At 73.6% G+C, this 19,144-nt stretch carries 16 protein-coding genes; 10 read left to right on the top strand and 6 right to left on the bottom strand.

What is annotated here, in order from left to right; all coding sequences use genetic code 11:
• Nucleotides 1-2 precede the first annotated feature (2 nt).
• Complete coding sequence (locus ACZ6AA_RS09715) at nucleotides 3-1,751, top strand: hypothetical protein (protein WP_468458197.1); 1,749 nt, start codon at nucleotides 3-5, stop codon at nucleotides 1,749-1,751.
• A gap of 12 nt (nucleotides 1,752-1,763) precedes the next feature.
• On the opposite strand, the gene ACZ6AA_RS09710 is transcribed toward ACZ6AA_RS09715, so the two are convergent.
• On the bottom strand, nucleotides 1,764-3,236 hold the full coding sequence (locus ACZ6AA_RS09710; protein ID WP_471457247.1) for a M4 family metallopeptidase: 1,473 nt from the start codon (nucleotides 3,234-3,236) through the stop codon (nucleotides 1,764-1,766).
• A gap of 155 nt (nucleotides 3,237-3,391) precedes the next feature.
• On the opposite strand from ACZ6AA_RS09710, the gene ACZ6AA_RS09705 reads away from it, so the two are divergent.
• Nucleotides 3,392-3,868 carry a VOC family protein gene (locus ACZ6AA_RS09705; RefSeq protein ID WP_468458193.1) on the top strand — a complete coding sequence of 159 codons (477 nt, stop codon included), beginning with the start codon at nucleotides 3,392-3,394 and terminating at the stop codon, nucleotides 3,866-3,868.
• Here the strand turns inward: ACZ6AA_RS09705 and ACZ6AA_RS09700 are convergent.
• Nucleotides 3,865-4,590, bottom strand: a complete 726-nt coding sequence (locus ACZ6AA_RS09700; RefSeq protein WP_471457245.1) for a TetR/AcrR family transcriptional regulator C-terminal domain-containing protein — start codon at nucleotides 4,588-4,590, stop codon at nucleotides 3,865-3,867. The two genes, ACZ6AA_RS09705 and ACZ6AA_RS09700, sit on opposite strands and share 4 nt — an antisense overlap.
• 65 nt (nucleotides 4,591-4,655) lie before the next feature.
• Here ACZ6AA_RS09700 and ACZ6AA_RS09695 point away from each other — a divergent pair, with 65 nt between their 5' ends.
• Complete coding sequence (locus ACZ6AA_RS09695) at nucleotides 4,656-6,104, top strand: FAD-dependent monooxygenase (protein WP_471457243.1); 1,449 nt, start codon at nucleotides 4,656-4,658, stop codon at nucleotides 6,102-6,104.
• 125 nt (nucleotides 6,105-6,229) lie between these two features.
• Here ACZ6AA_RS09695 and ACZ6AA_RS09690 read toward each other — a convergent pair whose 3' ends face one another.
• Nucleotides 6,230-7,201, bottom strand: a complete 972-nt coding sequence (locus ACZ6AA_RS09690; protein ID WP_471457241.1) for a COG4315 family predicted lipoprotein — start codon at nucleotides 7,199-7,201, stop codon at nucleotides 6,230-6,232.
• A 164-nt stretch (nucleotides 7,202-7,365) separates the two neighbouring features.
• Entirely contained in the window at nucleotides 7,366-8,094 is a 729-nt protein-coding gene (locus tag ACZ6AA_RS09685; RefSeq protein WP_471457239.1) for a YoaK family protein, read from the bottom strand.
• A gap of 248 nt (nucleotides 8,095-8,342) precedes the next feature.
• On the opposite strand from ACZ6AA_RS09685, the gene ACZ6AA_RS09680 reads away from it, so the two are divergent.
• Together ACZ6AA_RS09680 and ACZ6AA_RS09675 are read left to right on the top strand one after the other, a co-directional pair.
• Complete coding sequence (locus tag ACZ6AA_RS09680; RefSeq protein ID WP_471457237.1) at nucleotides 8,343-9,533, top strand: acyl-CoA dehydrogenase family protein; 1,191 nt, start codon at nucleotides 8,343-8,345, stop codon at nucleotides 9,531-9,533.
• A 124-nt stretch (nucleotides 9,534-9,657) separates the two neighbouring features.
• Nucleotides 9,658-10,689: a sulfotransferase gene (locus ACZ6AA_RS09675; protein WP_471457235.1), complete on the top strand. Its 1,032-nt coding sequence runs from the start codon at nucleotides 9,658-9,660 to the stop codon at nucleotides 10,687-10,689.
• A gap of 25 nt (nucleotides 10,690-10,714) precedes the next feature.
• Here the strand turns inward: ACZ6AA_RS09675 and ACZ6AA_RS09670 are convergent, their stop codons facing one another.
• Nucleotides 10,715-12,019, bottom strand: coding sequence for a hypothetical protein (locus ACZ6AA_RS09670; RefSeq protein ID WP_471457233.1), 1,305 nt, complete (start codon nucleotides 12,017-12,019; stop codon nucleotides 10,715-10,717).
• A gap of 313 nt (nucleotides 12,020-12,332) precedes the next feature.
• Here ACZ6AA_RS09670 and ACZ6AA_RS09665 point away from each other — a divergent pair, with 313 nt between their 5' ends.
• The 3 genes from ACZ6AA_RS09665 (at nucleotide 12,333) to ACZ6AA_RS09655 (ending at nucleotide 15,960) form a co-directional block, all read left to right on the top strand.
• Nucleotides 12,333-12,644 carry a YidB family protein gene (locus ACZ6AA_RS09665; protein WP_468458177.1) on the top strand — a complete coding sequence of 104 codons (312 nt, stop codon included), beginning with the start codon at nucleotides 12,333-12,335 and terminating at the stop codon, nucleotides 12,642-12,644.
• 128 nt (nucleotides 12,645-12,772) lie between these two features.
• The gene (locus tag ACZ6AA_RS09660) at nucleotides 12,773-13,711 is read left to right on the top strand and encodes an oxygenase MpaB family protein (RefSeq protein WP_468458175.1); all 939 of its coding nucleotides are present in this window, start codon (nucleotides 12,773-12,775) and stop codon (nucleotides 13,709-13,711) included.
• A complete protein-coding gene (locus ACZ6AA_RS09655) occupies nucleotides 13,693-15,960 on the top strand; it encodes a serine/threonine-protein kinase (RefSeq protein ID WP_468482048.1) in 2,268 nt (755 codons plus the stop codon). The genes ACZ6AA_RS09660 and ACZ6AA_RS09655 overlap by 19 nt, the downstream gene beginning before the upstream one ends.
• A 28-nt stretch (nucleotides 15,961-15,988) precedes the next feature.
• On the opposite strand, the gene ACZ6AA_RS09650 is transcribed toward ACZ6AA_RS09655, so the two are convergent.
• A complete protein-coding gene (locus ACZ6AA_RS09650) occupies nucleotides 15,989-16,648 on the bottom strand; it encodes a hypothetical protein (protein ID WP_468482049.1) in 660 nt (219 codons plus the stop codon).
• A 155-nt stretch (nucleotides 16,649-16,803) separates the two neighbouring features.
• Here ACZ6AA_RS09650 and ACZ6AA_RS09645 point away from each other — a divergent pair, with 155 nt between their 5' ends.
• A complete protein-coding gene (locus ACZ6AA_RS09645; RefSeq protein WP_471457230.1) occupies nucleotides 16,804-18,372 on the top strand; it encodes a phytoene desaturase family protein in 1,569 nt (522 codons plus the stop codon).
• A 96-nt stretch (nucleotides 18,373-18,468) separates the two neighbouring features.
• The gene (locus ACZ6AA_RS09640) at nucleotides 18,469-19,104 is read left to right on the top strand and encodes a TetR/AcrR family transcriptional regulator (RefSeq protein ID WP_468482051.1); all 636 of its coding nucleotides are present in this window, start codon (nucleotides 18,469-18,471) and stop codon (nucleotides 19,102-19,104) included.
• Nucleotides 19,105-19,144 lie beyond the last annotated feature (40 nt).

Raw genomic sequence — 19,144 nt, 5'->3', positions numbered from 1 at the left:
CGTTGGACGTGACGCCCGGCTGGTGGCTGGTGCTCGCCGTCGCCGCCGCCCAGCTCCTCGCCGAGGTGGTGCGCCGCGCGATGGGCGGCGCGGCGGCCGACACGCTGCGGTTCGCCGCCGCCGCGGCGGAGTTGAGGCGGCGCGCGGACACCAGCGGAAGCACCACGCGGGGCGCGGAGCTGGCCGGACACGCGCACCGGCTGCGCGGCCTCCGGTGGCGGGCCCGGCGCCGCCGCGCCGCCGGGTGGCTGCTGCTCACCGCGGTCTGGGCGGGCAGCCAGGCGGCGTGCTGGCTGTGGGACGTCAACGCGCGCTGGGCGGAGCCGAGGCGCTGGGACGAGGACGTCGTCGTCGGCCTCGCCGTCGGCGGCCCGGCCGTCCTGCTGGTGGCGCTGTGGGCGACGGCCAGGATCGCCGGGCAACCCGCCGCCCTCGACCGGTCGGTGGCCTTCCTCGTGTACGTGGCGGCGGGCGCGCTGCTCGTGGCGGGGCTCGCGGGGGCGGACGGCGCGGCCGAGGGCACGACGGCGAGCGTGGTCGCGATCGCCGCTTCGCCGCTGGTACGCCGGGTCGTGGCGACGGTGCCGAGGCGCCCGGGCCGGGTGCCGCTCGACGCGGAGGCCACGGCCCTGGTGGACACGATCGACCCGCCCGCGCGGCTCGGTCCGCACGGGACGGCGGCAGGCACCCCGTCCGGGGCCGCGCCCGCGCCCCGCTCCGACACCCTGCCCGACATCCCGCTCGGGCCCCTGCCGCACACGTCACCCATGCCCCCGGTCTCCCCGGGACGCACGCCCGGACCCACGCCCGTGAAGCCGCGCCGGACACCGCAGGGCAGCCGGTCCCGGCCGGACCAGGCCTTCGGGCGCCCCCCACCCGCCCACGGCTACCCCATGATCGACCTCGTGCCCCTGGCCGACCTGTGGATCGGCGACCCCCGGCCCGGCGTGCCGCCGCACATCCGCCCGGCCCGCGCCGGGGCCTCCACCGAGGAGTTCCTGGTCAAGCTGTTCGACGAGGACAGCGCGGCGGGCCCGTCGGCCGGGGGAGAGCGGCAGCGCAATCCCGTCCGCGCCCTCGCCCCGTACCGCGAACTCCTCTCCCGCGTCGGCACGTTGCCCACGCCCGGGCGCCGCACGGCCGACCGGGTCCTGCTGTGGCCGCGTGCGGTCGTCGGCGCAGGCGAGCGGGCCAAGGGCGTCCTGTACCCGCCGCTCGCCGCGCCGTTCCTGCTCCGCGAGGGCGGCGCGCAGACCGGCGACCACCTCCTTGCCGAGGAGCCGGACTTCGTCGGCTGCCAGGTGCCCTCGTCGCGGCAGCGCGCCGAACTGCTCCTGGACGTGGTGTCGGCCCACGCCCTGCTGCACGGGATGGGGCTCGCCCACGGCGACACCAACTGGAAGAACTTCGTGTACGGCATCGAGGCGGGCCGGGGGCGCGGGCGGCTCATCGACATCGACAGCGTGACGCCCCTGGACGACCCGCGGCCCCTCCTGATGCACCAGCCGGACTGGGGCGACGACCCGCGCATGCCGCCCCTGGTCCGCGATGTCCACCGGGTGGCGCTGCTGGTGGCGCGCCTCGCCGGTCCCGTACCGGACTGGGACGCGCGACAGCCGCCCGTCCAGGGCGAGTTCTGGTTCACCCCGTGGCTCGGACAGCTCACCCGGGGCGCCCTGGCGGGACCGGAGGAGGCCACGGCGGCGGAGTTCGCCGAGGCGCTGACGGCGGCACTGCGCGCACACGGCTGAGGCTTCCCGCAGCTACCGCTCCGGCACCCGCACCCCCACCCGCTCCCACGCGTCGAGCACGGCCCGGTGCTCGGTGCTCCCCTCGCCGTACCTGCTCACGGCCGCGACCGCCGTGAAGCGCGCCCAGTCCTCGAAGAGCAGATCACCGCCGATCGCGTGCACGGTCAGCGCGTCCCACCAGATCATCCCGGCGCGCTGCCACGCGTACCCGCCGAGGCGCTCGGCGACGAGGTAGAACGCGTGGCCGGGGATGCCGCTGTTGATGTGGACGCCGCCGTTGTCGCGGCCCGTGCGGACGTAGTGGTCCATGGCCGCGGCCTGTGGGTCCTTGCCGAGGACGTCGTCGTCGTACGCGGTGCCGGGCGCCTTGAGGGAGCGAAGCCCCGAGCCGCGGACGCCCGGTGCCAGCAGGCCCGCGCCGACCACCCAGTCCGCCTCCTCGACGCCCAGGCGGTGGGTGTACTGCTTGACGAGCTGGCCGAAGACGTCGCAGAGCGAGACCGAGAGCGCACCGCTCTGCCCCGCGTGGGAGAAGAGCGCCATCATCTCGCGCACCCCCATCCAGACGCCGCCGGCGACGACGTCCAGGCACTGGCTGAACCGCCCGAAGACCTTGCCGTCCCCGTCACCGAGGACCAGCAGCTCCCCGTTCCAGTACATGTTGCTGAAGGAGTCGCCGTAGTGCACGACCGCGGTCATGGGCCGTTTGACCAGGGGGTCGCGGCCCAGGACGGCACGCGCGAAGGCGGAGGTGGCGAGGAGCGCGTCGTACGCCTCGTCCACGGCCGTGTCGTCCGTCGGCGGCTGTCCGGTGCGCCGGGCCACGGCCAGTCCCGTGGTCTCCCGGCTGTGCCCGGCGTCGTACACGACCTGGTCGGCGTCCTCGACGGAGGCCGGGCCCGTGGCCGGGGGCAGGGGCGCGGGCTCGCTGATGAGGCGCGCCACGTCCTCCGGGGCGAGGCGCGCCTGGAGCGCGAGCGGGACGACGCCCTGGAGCAGCCAGGTGAGCGCGCCGGTCTCCTCGGCGGGCGCCGGGTAGGAGCCGTCGAGCAGGCCCGTGGCCTCGCGGACCAGCTCCGGCGGGATCCGCGCCATCGCGGCGATCTCTTCGAGCGCCCGCACCAACTGGCGTACGGCCCCGTTCAGGAGCCGGTCCCGCACGGCGTCGCTGAGTCCGTCCGCCGCGAGTGCGGGGGCGGTCTCCAGCGCCTCGTAGCCCTGGTGCACGGCGACGAAGGCCGTGCTGCCGCGCCTGCGGGCGATGACCGCGGCCTGCTCGTCCCACGCGGTCCGCGACAGCGCGGGCGCCGTCCAGTGGCCGGTCTGCCGGAAGTAGGCGACGGCCGCGCTGTTCCTGGCCAGTTCGGCGTAGATGAGGCGGGCGGCGGTGCGGGTGTTGCTGCGGTGGCTCAGCATCGCGCCGCCCCCGCCGAGCAGGCCACCGCCCACGGTCGCGATGACGGTGCTGATCAGACCGCTGTCCATGTCCCGGCCTCCCCCGATGTGCCCGGCCCCTGCACGCATCATCGGGGCGCGGGGGAGTGCGGCCAAGACATCGGGGCGTCCGGTGGCGATGAGTTTCGACCGGAGCGAGGGTCAGTACAGACAAGCGAAGGCCATGCGGACGACAGGAGAGCGCCATGCCCAAGATCACGCCCAACCTCTGGTTCGACACCCAGGCACTGGAGGCCGCCGAGTTCTACGTCTCCGTGTTCCCGAACTCCAAGGTCACGAACGTGTCGTACTACGGCGAGGCGGGACCGCGCCCGGCCGGTACGGTCCTGACGGTCGAATTCTCCCTGGACGGCCAGGACTACACCGGCATCAACGGCGGACCGGAGTTCACCTTCGACGAGGCCGTCTCCTTCCAGATCGGCTGCGCCGACCAGGAGGAGGTCGACCACTACTGGACCGAGTTGACCGCCGACGGCGGCCAGGAGAGCCAGTGCGGCTGGCTGAAGGACAAGTACGGCCTGTCCTGGCAGGTCGTCCCCGACGAGCTCGGCGCCCTGATGACCGACCCCGATCCGGAGCGGGCGCAGCGGGCCATGGCGGCGATGCTCACGATGCAGAAGATCGACGTGGCGGCGCTGCGGGCGGCGGCCGACGGCGCCTAGGCCCGGCCGGTCGGGGGCGGGTCCTGAGTCACCCCGGTCCCGAGGAGCAGATCGAGGCCGTGCTCGAAGCGACCCTCGAACGACGGGTCGCGGAAGTACGGTGCGAGGCGCCGCAGCGACGGGTACGCGCCCGACTCCAGCGACCGGGTGAAGCGGGGGTCGGTCGTCTCCGGCAGCGACTGCTCCTCCTGCGTCAGGCCGAGGACGAAGTAGAGCAGGCTCCAGGCCGTCCACGCCGCCTCGCGCTCGCCCGCCGGGCCCGCTGGATCTGACCGGTCTGATCGGTCTGACCGGTCGGCCGAGTCCGCCGGGCTGCCTTCCAGGAGTGCCGTCGTGAGCGTTTCGGCGAAGAGGAGGGTGGCGGGCTCGGCCGCGTAGGTGCCCGCCACGATCCGCGCGCCGTCCCGGTGCGCGAGCAGCGCGCTCCGGTAGCGGCGCATGAGTTCACGCACGCGCGCCCGCCACTTGTCGGGCAGGCCGTCGAGGGAGATCTCGGCGACGATCGCGTCGGCCATCAGCTCCAGGAGCCTGGTCTTGGTCTTGGCGTGCCACAGCACGGTGTTCATCCGCACGCCCAGGCGCTCCGCCGTCGCCCGCACCGAGAGTCCGTCGGCGCCCTTGTCGGCGAGTACGTCGAGAGCCGCGCGCGCCACGGCGCCGGGCGTCAGGCCCGCGCGGTAGCCGCTCTCGGTCCGGGCGGGCGTCCCTTGCTTTTTGGTCACTGACCTAGTCTACTGACGGTCAGGCTACTTGGTCACTGACCAAGTGTGACTCGAAGGAGAGGCCCGTGCGCACGAAGCACGCAGAAGAAGCGAACCGCCGAAACCGGCAGCACCAGCACGTCCTCATCGCCGGAGCAGGCCCCGTCGGCCTGTGGCTCGCCGCCGAACTGCGCCTGGGCGGCGTGCCGGTGACCGTCCTGGAGCAGCGCGCCACGCCGTCCCCGCACTCCAAGGCCCTGACCGTGCACCCCCGCACCCTGGAGGTCCTGGCGTGCCGCGGCGTCGTCGAGCCGTTCCTCGCCGAAGGCCTGCGCCTGCCCGACGGGCACTTCGCGGCCCTCGACCACCGCCTCGACTTCGGCGTCCTCGACACCCCGTACCCGTTCACGCTCGCCCTGCCGCAGGCCCGCACGGAAGCGCTCCTGGAGGGGCACGCGCGCGCCGCGGGCGCCGACATCCGGCGCGGCCACCGCCTGACGGGCCTGACCGAGGATCCGTCCGGCGTGCGCGTGGAGGTCATGGGCCCCAGTGGCCCGTACGAGACGGAGGCGGCGTACGTCGTCGGCTGCGACGGCACCCGCAGCACCGTGCGCGACGCGGCGGGCATCGGCTTCCCCGGCAGCGACGCCACGGTGTGGGGCTGGCTCGGCGACGTCGTCCTGGACGCGCCGCCCGCCCGGCCCGTCCTCAGCATGTCGACCCCGCGGGGCGGACTGCTCTGCGTGGGCCTGCCCGGTGGCGTCCACCGCTTCGTCGGCCACACACCGGAGGACCAACAGCATGACTGGCCGGGGGAGTTGACCTTCGATGAGCTGCGGGCGAAGGTCCTGCGCATCAGCGGCGACGACTTCGGCATGCGCGACCCGCGCTGGCTCTCGCGGTTCGGGAACGCGGCACGGCAGGCGGAGACGTACCGCAAGGGCCGGGTGCTGCTCGCGGGCGACGCCGCGCACATGCACTTCCCGGCGGGCGGGGTCGGCCTCAACGTCGGGGTGCAGGACGCCGCCAACCTCGGCTGGAAGCTGGCCGCGACCGTGCGCGGCGAGGCGCCGGACGGGCTCCTCGACACCTACCACAGCGAACGCCACCCGGTCGGCGCCGAGTTGATCGAGAACACCCGCGCCCAGACCGCCCTGATGACGGCGTACTCCGGTGACGGAGCCGCCCTGCGCGACCTGCTCAGCGGCGCCATCGCCGCCGTACCGGAGTTCTCCCGGCGCCTGGCCGAAGGGCTTTCGGGCCTGTCGGTGGCGTACGCGGCCGACGCCGACAGCCACCCGCTCACCGGCCGCCGTGCCCCGAACCTGCGGCTCGCGGGCGGGCGCGCCCTGTTCGACCTGCTGCGCCCGGGCCGCCACGTGCTCCTCGACCTCACCGGCGCCGGGCACGCCGACGGCCCCTCGCCGGACGTCGTCGTCCACGAGGGGCCGCTGGCCGAGGCCCACCCCGACTGGGTGGGGGTGGGCTCGGCGCTGATCCGTCCGGACGGGCATGTGGCGCGGGTCCGGGTGTGAGGGGTGTGCGGCGCGGGTCCGGGAGGGAGGGGCATGATGGTTCGTCAGCCGACCGTGATGACCCGGCAGTCGACCGCGATGGCTGTCAGTCGACCGCGATGGCCGTCAGGCGACCGCGATGGCCGTCAGCCGAACGCGACCGAGCTGGTCTTGTTGTCGAAGCCGATGGTGGCCAGGTCCGCCACGTCGCCGTTGATCACCTTCGACTCGCCCTTGCAGTCGGCCTTCGACCAGAGCTTCAGCGAGCCGCTCGCCGAGATGGAGGACGCCACCTTCGGGCGCGCCACGTTCTGGCAGCCCTTGCCCGCCACGCCCTGCGCGACGCCGTCGCCGGGGAAGTTGGCGTCGTCGAAGAGGATCGCGCTGGTGGCGGGGGCGGCGGCCTGGCCACCGCCCGCCTGGCCCGAGCCCTCGCCGGAGCCTTCGTCGGCGCCCGTGCCGCCGCCCGCGGGCTGCCCCGACTTCTGTCCGTTCGGCGTCACGCCGAACCAAGTGCCGCCCACGCCCTGGCCGTTGGTGTCGCCGGGCTTGGTGTCCTTGCTGAAGCGGTAGACGGGCCAGCCGCCGATGGTCACCTGGCGGGTGCCGTCGTCCCGCTTGATGACGCCGACGTCCGAGGGCTTCACGCCGTCGACGAAGATCTTGCCGCCCGGGTTCACCAGGACGGGCGGCCAGGTGGTGGCGCAGGCGCCGGCGCAGTTGGACCTGGACGGCCGTGCCGTGTCCTTGTCGAAGCGGTAGAGGGTGAAGCCCGCGCCGTTCACCACGACCGGGTTCAGGTCGCCCGCCCGGCCCGCCGACAGCTGGACCCACTTGCGCTGCACGGGCTTGTCGGCGGGCTTGCCCGGAGGGTTGGCCCAATCGCCGGTGCGCCGCTGGGCGTTGTTCTGCTCGGCGGTGCCCGAGCGCAGCGAGAGGTCCATCGTGCCGCCGCCGCCCGACTGGCCGTCGGCGGCCGGGGCGTTGGCTGCGGGGGCGTCGCCCGCGGCCTTCGAGTCGCCGTCGTCGCCACCGCCGCCGCACGCGGTGAGGAGCAGTGCGCCCGCCGCTGCGAAGGACGTGAAGAGCATGGCCGGCCGGGTGTTCTTGCTGAACATGAGAGGTCTCCTAGTGATGTGGTCGCTCGGTCGCCCGGGCTTTCGTGGGCCTTCGTGGCGTGAGTACGGGCGCCGCGCTCACGCCTGTTCAGCCTTTTGGGGGCTGTGACCAAACCGAGACAATGTCTAAGCTAGGAGTGCGTCTTGAAACCGCGCGTGTCGGACTAGGGGCCCGACTCCTCAGGAGTCACCTCCGGCCTCTCGCGATACACGCAGGCCACGACCGTCACCGCCGCGGTGCCAACGAGCAGCGGCCAGCCGATCCCGTGGTGCAGAACGAGCCAGGCGCCGGGCAGCGCCCCCGCGATCATCGCGAGGGTCGCGCCGACCCGCCGGACCGCGAGCCGGTCCGCGCCGCCCGCGAGCCGGGACTCGGCGGCGAGCCCGGTGAGCGTGCGCGTCAGGACGGTCGTGGTCAGGTCCGGCACGTTCAGCTTGAGGACGGTGCCGTTGCGCAGCCCCATCGCGAGGGCGAGCAGTGCGATCAGGGCGTACGTGGCGTCGGCGGCGCCCGCGAACGCGAGGGCGGTCGCGGCCCCCAGCAGCACCGCCTCGCCGACGAGAGCGGCCCGCACCCACGGCACCCGGCGCCGCCCCCGGAACGCCCGCGCGAGCCGTCCCGCCCCGGCCGCGCCCACCAGGAACGCGCCGAGCGACACCAACGACCCGGTGACGGAGAACCCGGGCGCCCCGGCCGTGGCGAAGCCGATGACGACGACGTTGCCGGTCATGTTCGCCGCGAAGACCCGGTCGAGCCCGAGAAAGGTGACGGCGTCCACGAACCCGCTGACCGCGGTGAGCGCGAAGAGGACCAGGGCGAGGGGGTGCCGATTGCCGACCCGCGCCCCGGGCGTCTCGGCGCCCGCGTCCGCCCCCGGCTGATCATTCGTCATGCGGCCAGCCTCTCAAGGGGGCGGGCCGCAACGAGGCTGCGACAGGGCGGGGGCCACCGGACGCGCTCGGGAACGGACCCGACCGTGAACGGACCCGACCGGCGGCAGGCGCCCCCCCCGAGCCGCCGCCCTCCCTCCCCCCCACCCGCCCCCATCCCCCTTCCCCCTTACTGAAACACGTTCTACTCTGTCCGCCGTCAAGCCGCAGCGCCACGGCAGGGTCGGGCGCAGGGACGACAGGAGGGCCCGTGCACCTCGAATACACCCCCGAGCAGCAGCGGTTGCGCACCGAACTGCGCGCGTACTTCGCCGAACTCGTGCCCGACCGCGCGTACACCCGCTACGGCGAGCCCGCCGCCCAGAAGCGGTTCTACCGCGAGACGATCCGCCGCCTGGGAGCCGACGGCTGGCTCGGCGTCGGCTGGCCCGAGGAGTACGGCGGCCGCGGGCTGACCCCGATGGAGCAGTTCATCTTCTTCGACGAGGCGGCCCAGGCCGGGGTGCCGCTGCCGCTGATGGCCCTCAACACCGTGGGCCCGACGCTCATGCGGTACGGCACGGACGAGCAGAAGGCGTACTTCCTGCCGCGGATCCTGTCCGGCGAGATCGACTTCGCGATCGGCTACAGCGAGCCCGACGCGGGTACCGACCTGGCGGCGCTGAAGACCCGGGCCGTCCGGGAGGGCGACGAGGACACGGGCCACTACACGGTCGACGGCCAGAAGATCTGGACGACCAACGGCGACACGGCGGACTGGGTGTGGCTGGCCGTGCGCACCGATCCCGACGCCCCGCCGCACCAGGGCATCACCATGCTGCTCGTGCCGACGTCGGACCCCGGCTATTCCTGCACCCTCATCAACACCCTGGCCTCGCACGACACGACGGCCAGCTACTACGAGAACATCCGCGTGCCCGTCTCCCGCCGCGTCGGCGAGGAGAACAAGGGCTGGCGCCTGATCACCAACCAGCTCAACCACGAACGCGTCACCCTCGCCGCCCACGGCACCATGGCCATCCGCGCCCTGCACGACGTCCAGCGCTGGGCCACCGAGACCAAGCTCGCCGACGGCCGCCGCGTCATCGACCTGCCCTGGGTGCGCCGCCGCCTCGCCCAGACCCACACCAAGCTCGACGCGATGAAACTCCTCAACTGGCAAATGGTGAACGCCGTCCAGGACGGCACCCTCACCCCCCAGGACGCCTCCGCCGTCAAGGTCTACGGCTCCGAGGCCCGCCGCGAGGCCTACGTCTGGCTCATGGAAGTCATCGGCGCCGCAGGCGCCCTGAAGGAGGCCTCGGCGGGCGCCGTCCTCCACGGCGAACTGGAACGCGGCTACCGTTCGGCGGTCATCTTCACCTTCGGCGGCGGCAACAACGAGATCCAGCGCGAGATCATCTCGTGGATCGGCCTGGGGATGCCGCGGGTGCGCCGCTGACACGCCGTGCGGTCACGTGGCCCGAACGACCCAGTGCTCCCGCGCAGGGACAGGCGTCGGACGACGCCCCCCAGGGAAACCTGCCCGTGATCAGTACGGGTCGTCGTCCAAGGAGAATCGCCATATGCGCACCCTGACGTTCGTCGTCGGTACCGGCCGCAGTGGGTCGACCGCGTTGTCCGGGATCGTCAACGCGCATCCGGATGTGCTGAGCCTCAACGAGCTGTTGTCGTCGGTGCAGAGCAGGGGTTTCCCGGAGGGGGTGTTCGGGGGCGGGGAGTTCTGGCGGTTGCTCGCCGAGCCCAATCCGTTGTTCGAGCGGATGATCCGGAACGGCGTGCCGATGCCGGAGTTCGTCTATCCGCGCCGTCCCGGACGCTTCGCGACGGAGACCACGGGGATACCGGCGCTGTCCCTGATGGTGCTCCCGCACCTGACCGACGACCCGGACGGGCTTTTCGACGAGTTGGAGGAGCAGGTGCCCCGCTGGCCGGAGCGCACGGCCGCGGGGCACTACGAGGCGCTGTTCGACCTGTTGGGTGCGCGCTTCGGGCGCACGGTGGCCGTCGAGCGGTCCGGGTATTCGCTGGAGCGGGTGCCGCTGTTGCGCGCGGTGTTCCCGGAGGCGCGCTTCGTACATCTGTTCAGGGACGGGCCCGACTGCGCCCTGTCCATGAGCCGGCACACGGGCTACCGGCTGATCTTCCTGCTGCGCGAGATTCTCGCGCGGACCGGTGCCGAGCGCGTCGAGAACCTGACCGAGGACCAGGTCCGCTCCCTGCCGCCCGAACTGGCGCCCCTGCTGGGGGAGCGGTTCGACCCCGCCCTCGTACTGGAAAGCGATCTGCCGCTGACCGGATTCGGGGCGCTGTGGTCGGAGCTGGTCACCCAGGGCGTGGACCGTCTCGGCGAGGTGCCCGCCGGGATGCGGACCACGCTCGCGTACGAGGACCTGCTCGACGAGCCCCGCGCGGAGCTGGCGCGACTGGCCGAGTTCATCGGTGTCGAGCCGCTCCCGCAGTGGCTCGACACCGGGGCCGCGCGGCTCGACGGCAGTCGCCGTGGCTCCTCCCGTCGGCTGCCCGCCGCCGAGTTCGCCGCGCTGCGGGAGTGTTGCGCTCCCGGAGCACGAGCCCTGGCGGACAGCCGACAGTAGACAGTAGGGGGGGCCTGCGGTCTGCTCAGGGGGTGTTGACGGAGAACACCACCCGCTTGCCCACCGTGGAGTTGATGCGTTCGTTGACGCCCCACAGCCTGTCCGTCGTCCAGGAATAGGCGAGGTTCTGGGTGTAGACGGGGGCGGCCGTCATGACGTGCGGCGCGGCGTTCGCCTGGGCCTTGTGGACGCAGGAGTACGGATCGCTGGGGGTGCCGCCGCCCGAGCCCGTCGGACAGGTGCCCGCCAGGTACCAGTTCGTGCCGTCGGTGGCCGCGCCCTGCATGGACCAGACCGGGGACGAGTACGCGGCCGAGGCGGTGCCCTTGGGGAGCTTGGTGGTGGCGTCGAGCGGCCAGCGCACGACGCGGCCGCCCGCGGCGTCCTTCTTGTACTCGGCCGAGACGAGGGAGTCCTGGCCGCCGGCGCGGTCGAGGCTCAGGGAGTTGAGGCAGGGGGTGGTGCCCGAGGTGACGGAGCAGGGGGCGTCGCCGGTGGTGGTCCGGTACATCGCGACCATCGGGACGGCGTAGTTGTGCCACAGGCCCGACGAGGTCGTGCCCGAGATGCCGACCTCCTTGCCCTGCTTGTTGAGCTTCCAGATGTGCCGCAGGTCGTAGACCTGGAGGTAGCGGCCGTTGGCGACGAAGGCACGGTCGCCGTACCAGACGACACCGTCGACGTGATTGCGCGGGACCACGCGGAAGTCGCCCTTGCCGTCGGCCTTCTTGACGGGCTGGACCAGAAGCAGGTTGTGGTAGTTGGGCGCGGCGTTCTTCGCGTTCACCAGCGTGAGCCGGGCGTACTCGTCACCGCGCCGCTTCGCCGGGTCGGGGTTGCCGAGGTCCGTGCTGTGGTGCCAGGTCACGGCATGGGCGGGGACGCCCTTCCACTTGCCGTCGGTGGGCGCGCCGCTGTCGCTGTACGGCAGGGAGAGGCCCTGCGGGGTCCAGCCGCCCTCCGTGGCGTTCCAGCTGCTCGACCGGTCGTCCTCCTTCTTCCAGCAGTGTCCGGCGGGCTTGAGGCCCGCGGACAGGCCCGTGTCGTGGCAGAGGCCCGCGATGCCGGTGCTGCCGCCCGTGTTGAGGACGGTGCCGACGTCGACGGTCGTGACGGCGCCGGTCCGCTCCACGGCCGCGACCGCGGCGTCCGTGCCGTCGGCGCCGCCCCCGGCGACGACCTGGTGGAGTCTGAACTGCGCGACGGTGGCGGGGTCCACCGCCCCGAACGGCATCGCGGCGGAGGCCGGTGGGGCGTTCACGAGCATCGTGGCGACGACGGCCGCCGCGGATCCGGCCACAGCGAGGCGGGTGCTCCAAACAGAAGTCATGCGGCGGACAATATGCCGTTCTGTGCGCTTGTCCGACCACGCGGGCGCGGCCCGACTCGGGCGCGGCAACGGGGAGTTCACCGCGCGGCCGTCTCCACGTGGCCGAAAGTCGGTCCCGGCCGGGCCGTGTTCACGGGAGGCGTGGCCGGTTCCTTGCCCCGCCGAAAATGCCGGGCAACCGTCGGACGGCAGCCTCACGTCTGGTCCCACAAGGGCACATCGGCAGCAGGAAGAACGCGGTCGCATCCCCGCGACGGCGCTCGGCCGCGGTGCCCGGGACCATCGATCCACATGCAACGTATGGGAGAAACACATGGCTGCCTTCGAAGCCCCGGCCACCCCCCTGGAGCAGCTCCTCATCGCCACCCTCTACGACGGCAGCCAGGTCGGCGCCGCCTTCGATGAGCTGCGTCAGGCCGGCCTCGGCGACAAGGTCGACTCCTGGCTGAGCACGGGCGAGAACCTGCCCGTCACCGCGGACGAGCTGGGCAAGGTCCTCGGCGGGCACATCGCCCGGATAGCCACGGTCACCGGCTCCACCGCGGACGAGATCGCGCAGAAGGTCGCCGAGATGCTGCCGCTCGCCGTGGACGCGGCGAGCCCGAACGGCGAACTGGGACAGTAGTCCCGAGTCCTCCGGGCCAGCCAGGCGACCGTCTCGTGCCCGTGCCGCCGCACGGACACGAGGCGGGCCGCTCACGGCCGTATCGCGGGCCGCGCGGTGTGCGTAACCTGCGAGAGGGAGGTGACGGCATGCGCGAGGCGGACGCCGGGCTCTTCGGGCCCTCGTCGGTGACCTGGCAGGCGCACGGAGACCCGATGATGTGGGTCGCGGGCGTGCGGGCGCTGTACTTCCAGGCGCTGCACCCGCGCGCGGTACGCGGCGTCATGCAGAACTCGGACTTCAGGAAGGACGCCTGGGGCCGCCTGATGCGCACCGCGAACTTCGTGGGCACGACGACGTACGGCACCACGCAGGCCGCGGAGAAGGCGGGCGCCCGCGTCCGCAAGATCCACTCGATGCTCTCCGCCACCGACCCGGACACCGGCGAGCGCTACGGCGTCGACGAGCCCGACCTGCTCCTGTGGGTGCACTGCGCGGAGATCGACTCCTACCTCCACGTCCTGCGCCGCTCCGGCTACCCCCTCGACGACGCGGCCGCCGACCGCTACGTGGCCGAACACCGCGAGAGCGCCCGCCTGGTCGGCCTCGACCCCGACGGCGTACCGTCCTCCACCGCCGAACTCGCCGCCTACTTCGAGAAGGTGCGCCCCCAGCTCGCCGTCGGCCCCGAGGCCCGCGCCGTCGACGACTTCCTGCGACGGCCGCCCACCCGGACCCTGCTGATCCCGGCGCGCGCCCTGCTGTGGCGGCGCGTGGCCAACCTCGCGTACGCGTCCCTGCCCCGCTACGCCCACGAGCTGTACGGCAGGCCCGCGCCCCCGCCGCCGACGGTCACCCGCCGCCTGGCCGCCACCGGCACCCTGCTGCGCCTCGTGCCCGCCCGGGTGCGCTGGCAGCTCCCGCCGAAGCACATCCTGCGCGCCATGGCCCGCCTCGGCCCCGGCAGCCGCCCCGACCCGCGCCGTGTGCCGTACAAAGTCGACAGACGGGACGCCATACTGGACGGGCCGGGGAGGGCGCAGCGAGGCAACGGGGGCGACGGCACGCGATGGCGGACACCAGGCTGATCCAGGGCCGGTACCGACTGCTCGACCTGATCGGGCGCGGCGGCATGGGCGAGGTGTGGCGGGCACGCGACGAATCGCTCGGCCGCAAGGTCGCCGTCAAGTGCCTCAAGCCGCTCGGGCCCCAGCACGACCAGTCGTTCACCCGGGTCCTGCGGGAGCGGTTCCGGCGCGAGGCGCGGGTCGCGGCGGCGCTCCAGCACCGCGGTGTGACCGTCGTGCACGACTTCGGCGAGAACGACGGCGTGCTGTTCCTGGTCATGGAGCTGCTCGAGGGCCGCAACCTGAGCCAGCTCCTGGAGGACAACAGACAGCACCCGCTGCCCGTCACCGACGTCGTGGACATCGCCGACCAGGTCGCGTCCGCGCTCGCGTACACCCATGAACAGGGCATCGTGCACCGCGACCTGAAGCCCGCCAACATCATGCGGCTCGTCGACGGCACGGTGAAGATCTGCGACTTCGGCATCGCCCGGCTCGGTCACGACATCGGCTTCACCTCCCGCCTCACCGGCACCGGCATCGCCATGGGCACCCCGCACTACATGTCGCCCGAGCAGATCAGCGGCGCCGAGGTCGACCAGCGCAGCGACCTCTACTCGTTCGGCTGCGTGCTGTACGAACTCGCCACCGGCGCCCCGCCGTTCGACATGGAGGACGCCTGGGCGGTCCTCGTCGGCCACCGCGACACCGCGCCCGAGCCGCCCCGCCGCCACCGCGGCGAACTGCCCGTGTACTTCGACCGGATCGTCCTCGACCTGCTCGCCAAGCACCCCGACGAACGCCCCGCCGACGCCCGTGAACTCGGCCGCCGCATCACCGCGGGCCGCAGCGCCCCCGCCGCCTACGTCCCCACCGTCGTCTCGCCCTGCCTGCGCCGCCCCGAGGCCGCACACCCCGAGCGCCGGGCGCGCCCCGAGCCGCACCGCGAGCCCGCCCTGCCGCCCTGGACGCGCGGCATGACCACCGGCCACAAGGCGACCGGCGCCGGTCTGCGCACCACACCGCCGGACGCCGCCGCGGGCCTGACCGGCGAGTGGATCCCGCGCCCCACCGGCCGGCACACCGTGCTTCCCGCGCCCGCGCCGGAGCGGCCCGCGCCGCCGCCGTCGGTCGTCGCCGCCCTCGTCAGCCGCCACAACGCGGGCCTGAGCCTCGGCCGCCTCAGCCGCTGGGCGGAGGCGGGCGAGGTGCACCGGGCCGTCGCCGCCGAGCGCGAGCACATCCTCGGCCCCGACCACCCCGACACCCTCGCCAGCCGGTACGAGGTCGGCTTCACGCTCAGCCGCACCGGGCGCCCCGCGGACGCCCTGCGCGAGTACGGCCGCGTCGCCGAGGGCCGCGAACGCGCCCTGGGCGCCGACCACTTGGACACCCTCGCCGCCCGCCAGGAGATGGCGTACGTCCTCGGCCAGCTCGGGCGGCACTTCGAGGCGCACCAGGTGTACACGCAGGTGCTCGGCGCCCGGGAGCGCACCGTGGGCCCCGACCACCCCGACACCCTGCGATGTCGCCACAACCTGGCGTTCAACCTCAGCCGCCTGGGCCGCCTCGAGGACTCCTACCGCCTGGCCCGCGACGTGGCCGCCGCCCGGGCCCGCGTCCTCGGCGCCACCCACCCCGACACCCTCGTCACCCGCTACGAAGTCGCGTACGCCCTCGGCCAGTTGGGGCACTGGCCGGAAGCGCTGCAGACGTACCGCGACGTGGCCGAGGCGCGGACGCGGGCGCTCGGCGCCGACCACCCCGACACCCTCGCGGCGCGCTACGAGGTCGGCATCAGCCTCGGACGGCTCGGCCGCAGCGCGGAGGCCCTGGAGCTGTACCGCGCCCTGATCGAGGACCGCACCCGCGTGAACGGCCCCGCCGACCCCGAGACCCTGCGCGCCCGGCACGGCCTCGGCGTGAACCTGGGCCGCCTCGGCCGCTGGGAGGAGGCCCTCGCGGAGGCCCGCGACGTGTGCGCGATCCGCGAACGCGTCCTGGGCGCGGGCCATCCGGACACTCTGGTCAGCCGCCGCGAGGTCGCCGTCGGCCTCGGCTGGCTCGGGCGGTGGCCGGACGCCCTCACCGAGTACAGGAGGGTGGCCGCCGCCCGCGAACAGGTCCTCGGCCCCGACCACCCCGACACCCTCGCGAGCCGCAACGACGAGGCCCACTGCCTGGAGCAGCTGGGCCGGGGCACGGAGGCGGTGGAGCTGTACCGAAGGGTGGCGGCACTGCGGCAGCAGCGGGCGTCCGGGGCGCACTGAGGCGCGGGGCGCGGCCTGCCCGTCCCGGTCAGCCGCGGAGCTGGACGGGTGCGCGCATGGCGGCGAGTTCCGGATCGCCGTCCATGTCCATCGGGGTGCCCTTGGGGTAACGGGCGCAGTCGGCGTACGCGGAGACCTCCAGGCGGCCGCCGGGGTAGGCCGTGATCGCGACCGACGTGCCGTCCTTCGGGGGCCGCATGCTCAGCTCCAGGCCGTAGCGGTCGTTCTGGTGCTCGGCCACCCGCCAGCCCTGGCGGGTCAGTTCCTCGCGCGCGTGCTGGAGGGCGGTCACCGCCCGGGCGCGGGGGACGTCCCGCAGGGTCCAGTCGTAGCTGACGCTGACCACGTGCGGCTCGCTCGGCGGCGAGGGGTCGAGCGCGTCGGACCAGGTGCGCAGGCCACGGCGGTCGCAGTTGTAGGCGTCGGTGTACGCGCGCGGCCCGGACCGCGCGGCGTCGAGCCGGGCGTCCGGCAGCGCCAGCGCGTCGTAGACCGTCTGGCTGCGCTCGTCCAGGTGCCGGGACGTCGCCGCGGGATCGGCGACGGGGTACGGGTCGCCCTGCCAGACTCCCTCGAACCACCGGGCGAAGCCGATGAGACCCGCGAACGCCGCGACGATCCCCAGGCCCGCCGCCGTCGCTCTCACGGCCTTGCGACGCTGCTCGGGGGCCATGCTGATCTTTGCCATGGAGGGAATCCTGCGTCGGCGCGGCGCGACGGGCATGAGTACCCGTACTCAAGCGGTACCTGGGTCGTACGGGACGAACGGTGCCGGGAACGCACCCCGGCCACCGCTTCGCTCCCGCCCCCGGACAACCGCTCGATTCCGTGCTACCAAGGATCATGCGATCCAGCTACGACGCAGTGGTGGTCGGCGGCGGCCACAACGCCCTGGTTGCCTCCGCCTACCTGGCCCGCGCGGGCCACTCCGTGCTGCTCCTCGAACGGCTGCCCGACACCGGCGGGGCCACCGTGTCGACGCGCCCCTTCCCCGGCATGGACGCCAACCTCTCCCGCTACTCGTACCTGGTGAGCCTGCTGCCGCGGAAGATCGTGCGGGACCTGGACCTGGACTTCCGGGTGCGCACCCGCACGGTGTCGTCGTACACGCCGACGGTCCGCGAAGGGCGCCCCACGGGGCTGCTCGTGGGCGGCGGCGAGGCCCGTACCCGGGAGTCGTTCGCCCGGCTCACCGGCGACGACCGCGAGTACACGGCCTGGCGGGACTTCTACGCGCGCACGGCCCACGTCGCCACCCGGGTGTTCCCCACCCTCACCGAACCGCTGCCGACGAAGAAGGAACTGCGCGGCCGTGTCGACGACGAGACCGCCTGGCGCATGCTGTTCGAGGAGCCCATCGGCCGGGCGGTCGAGGAGCGGTTCGCCGACGACCTGGTGCGCGGTGTGGTCCTCACGGACGCGCTGATCGGCACGTTCGCCGACGCCCACGACCCGTCCCTGCGCCAGAACCGCTGCTTCCTCTATCACGTGATCGGCGGCGGAACGGGCGACTGGAACGTCCCCGTCGGCGGCATGGGCGCCCTGACCCGCGCCCTCACCGAGGCCGCCCGCGCGGCCGGCGCCGACCTGCACACCGGCCACGAGGTGACCCGCGTCGAGACCGACGGCCGCCGTGCCGAGGTGACGTACCGGACGGCGGACGGCGAGGGCACGGTCGGGGCCCGGCACGTCCTGGTGGGGGCCTCGCCGCAGCAGCTCGCCGTGCTGACCGGGGACGCGCCGCCGCCCCCGGCCGAAGGCGCCCAACTCAAGGTGAACATGCTCCTCGACCGGCTGCCCGCGCTGCGCGACCCCGACGTCGACCCGCGCGAGGCCTTCGCCGGGACCTTCCACATCGCCGAGGGATACGGGGAGCTGGCGCGGGCCCACGCGCAGGCGGAGGCGGGCGGACTCCCCGTGGCACCGCCCTCCGAGATCTACTGCCACTCCCTCACGGACCCGACCGTCCTCGGCCAGGACCTCGTCGACCGCGGCTGCCACACCCTGACGCTCTTCGGCCTGCACACCCCCGCCCGCCTCTTCACCGACGCCACCAACGACGCCCTGCGCACCGAACTCCTCTCGTCGGCCCTCGCCCAGCTCGACGCGCACCTGGCCGAGCCGATCGCCGACTGCCTGGCCACCGACGCGGACGGCCGCCCGTGCGTCGAGGCGAAGACCCCGCTGGACCTGGAGCGCGATCTGCGTCTGCCCGGCGGCAACATCTTCCACGGCGACCTGTCCTTCCCGTACGCGGCCGAGAGCGCCCCCGACCAGCGGGGACAGGCGGGCCGTTGGGGCGTGGAGACCCGGCACGCGAACGTCCTGCTGTGCGGCGCGGGCGCGCTGCGCGGGGGCGGGGTCAGCGGCATCCCCGGGCACAACGCCGCGATGGCCGTACTGGAACGGTGAGGCGAAGCCGCGCGGAACGGGCTGGTGTACGGTCGGACACCGTTCGATGCGCGAGGAGGACCCACGCGTGAGTGACGGAGACAAGAGGTGCTCACCATGGCTTCCCGACGCGCCGGTCGCAGCGGGGACTCCCCGACGTTCACCGAACAGGCGCGCCGCCGTCAGCTCATCGAGTGCACGATCGACCTGATCTCCACCAAGGGCTACCCCGCGACGTCCCTGTCCGCCATCGCGGAACAGGCGGGCCTGTCCAAGGCGGCCGTCCTCTACCACTTCTCCTCGAAGGACAACCTCACCCGCGCGACCCTGGACCACGTCCTGGAGGAGTTCACCGCGTACGTCGGCGCACGCGTCGCGGCCGAGGCGGACCCGCGCGCCGCCGTCATCGCCTACGTCCGCGCGATGATCGGCTACCAGCAGGCGCACCGCCGCCACGTCCGGGTCATCACGGAGATGCTCCTGGACGACCACGGCGGCACCCGCCTCAAGACCCCCGGCGCCCACGACACCGCGGGCCGCTGGCAGGCGCTCGCCGACCTCCTGGCCGCGGGCCAGCGGGCGGGCAGCTTCCGCCCGTTCGACGTCCGCACCGTCTCCCTCGCCGTCGGCGGCGCCATCGACGGCGTCATCGGCCACTGGCTGGCCCACCCCGATCTCGACCTGGACGCGGCGGCGGACGAGCTGGAGACGTTCACGCTGAACGCGATCGGGGCGGGGGACGGCGACCGCTGAACCGGGTGTGCGGCGGGCGCGAGGGCGCACAGGTGTGTGA

Source organism: Streptomyces sp. NPDC040610 (assembly GCF_055594065.1).
The sequence above is the reverse complement of the archived record's forward strand: the minus strand, read 5'-3'. Positions and strand labels throughout refer to the sequence as shown.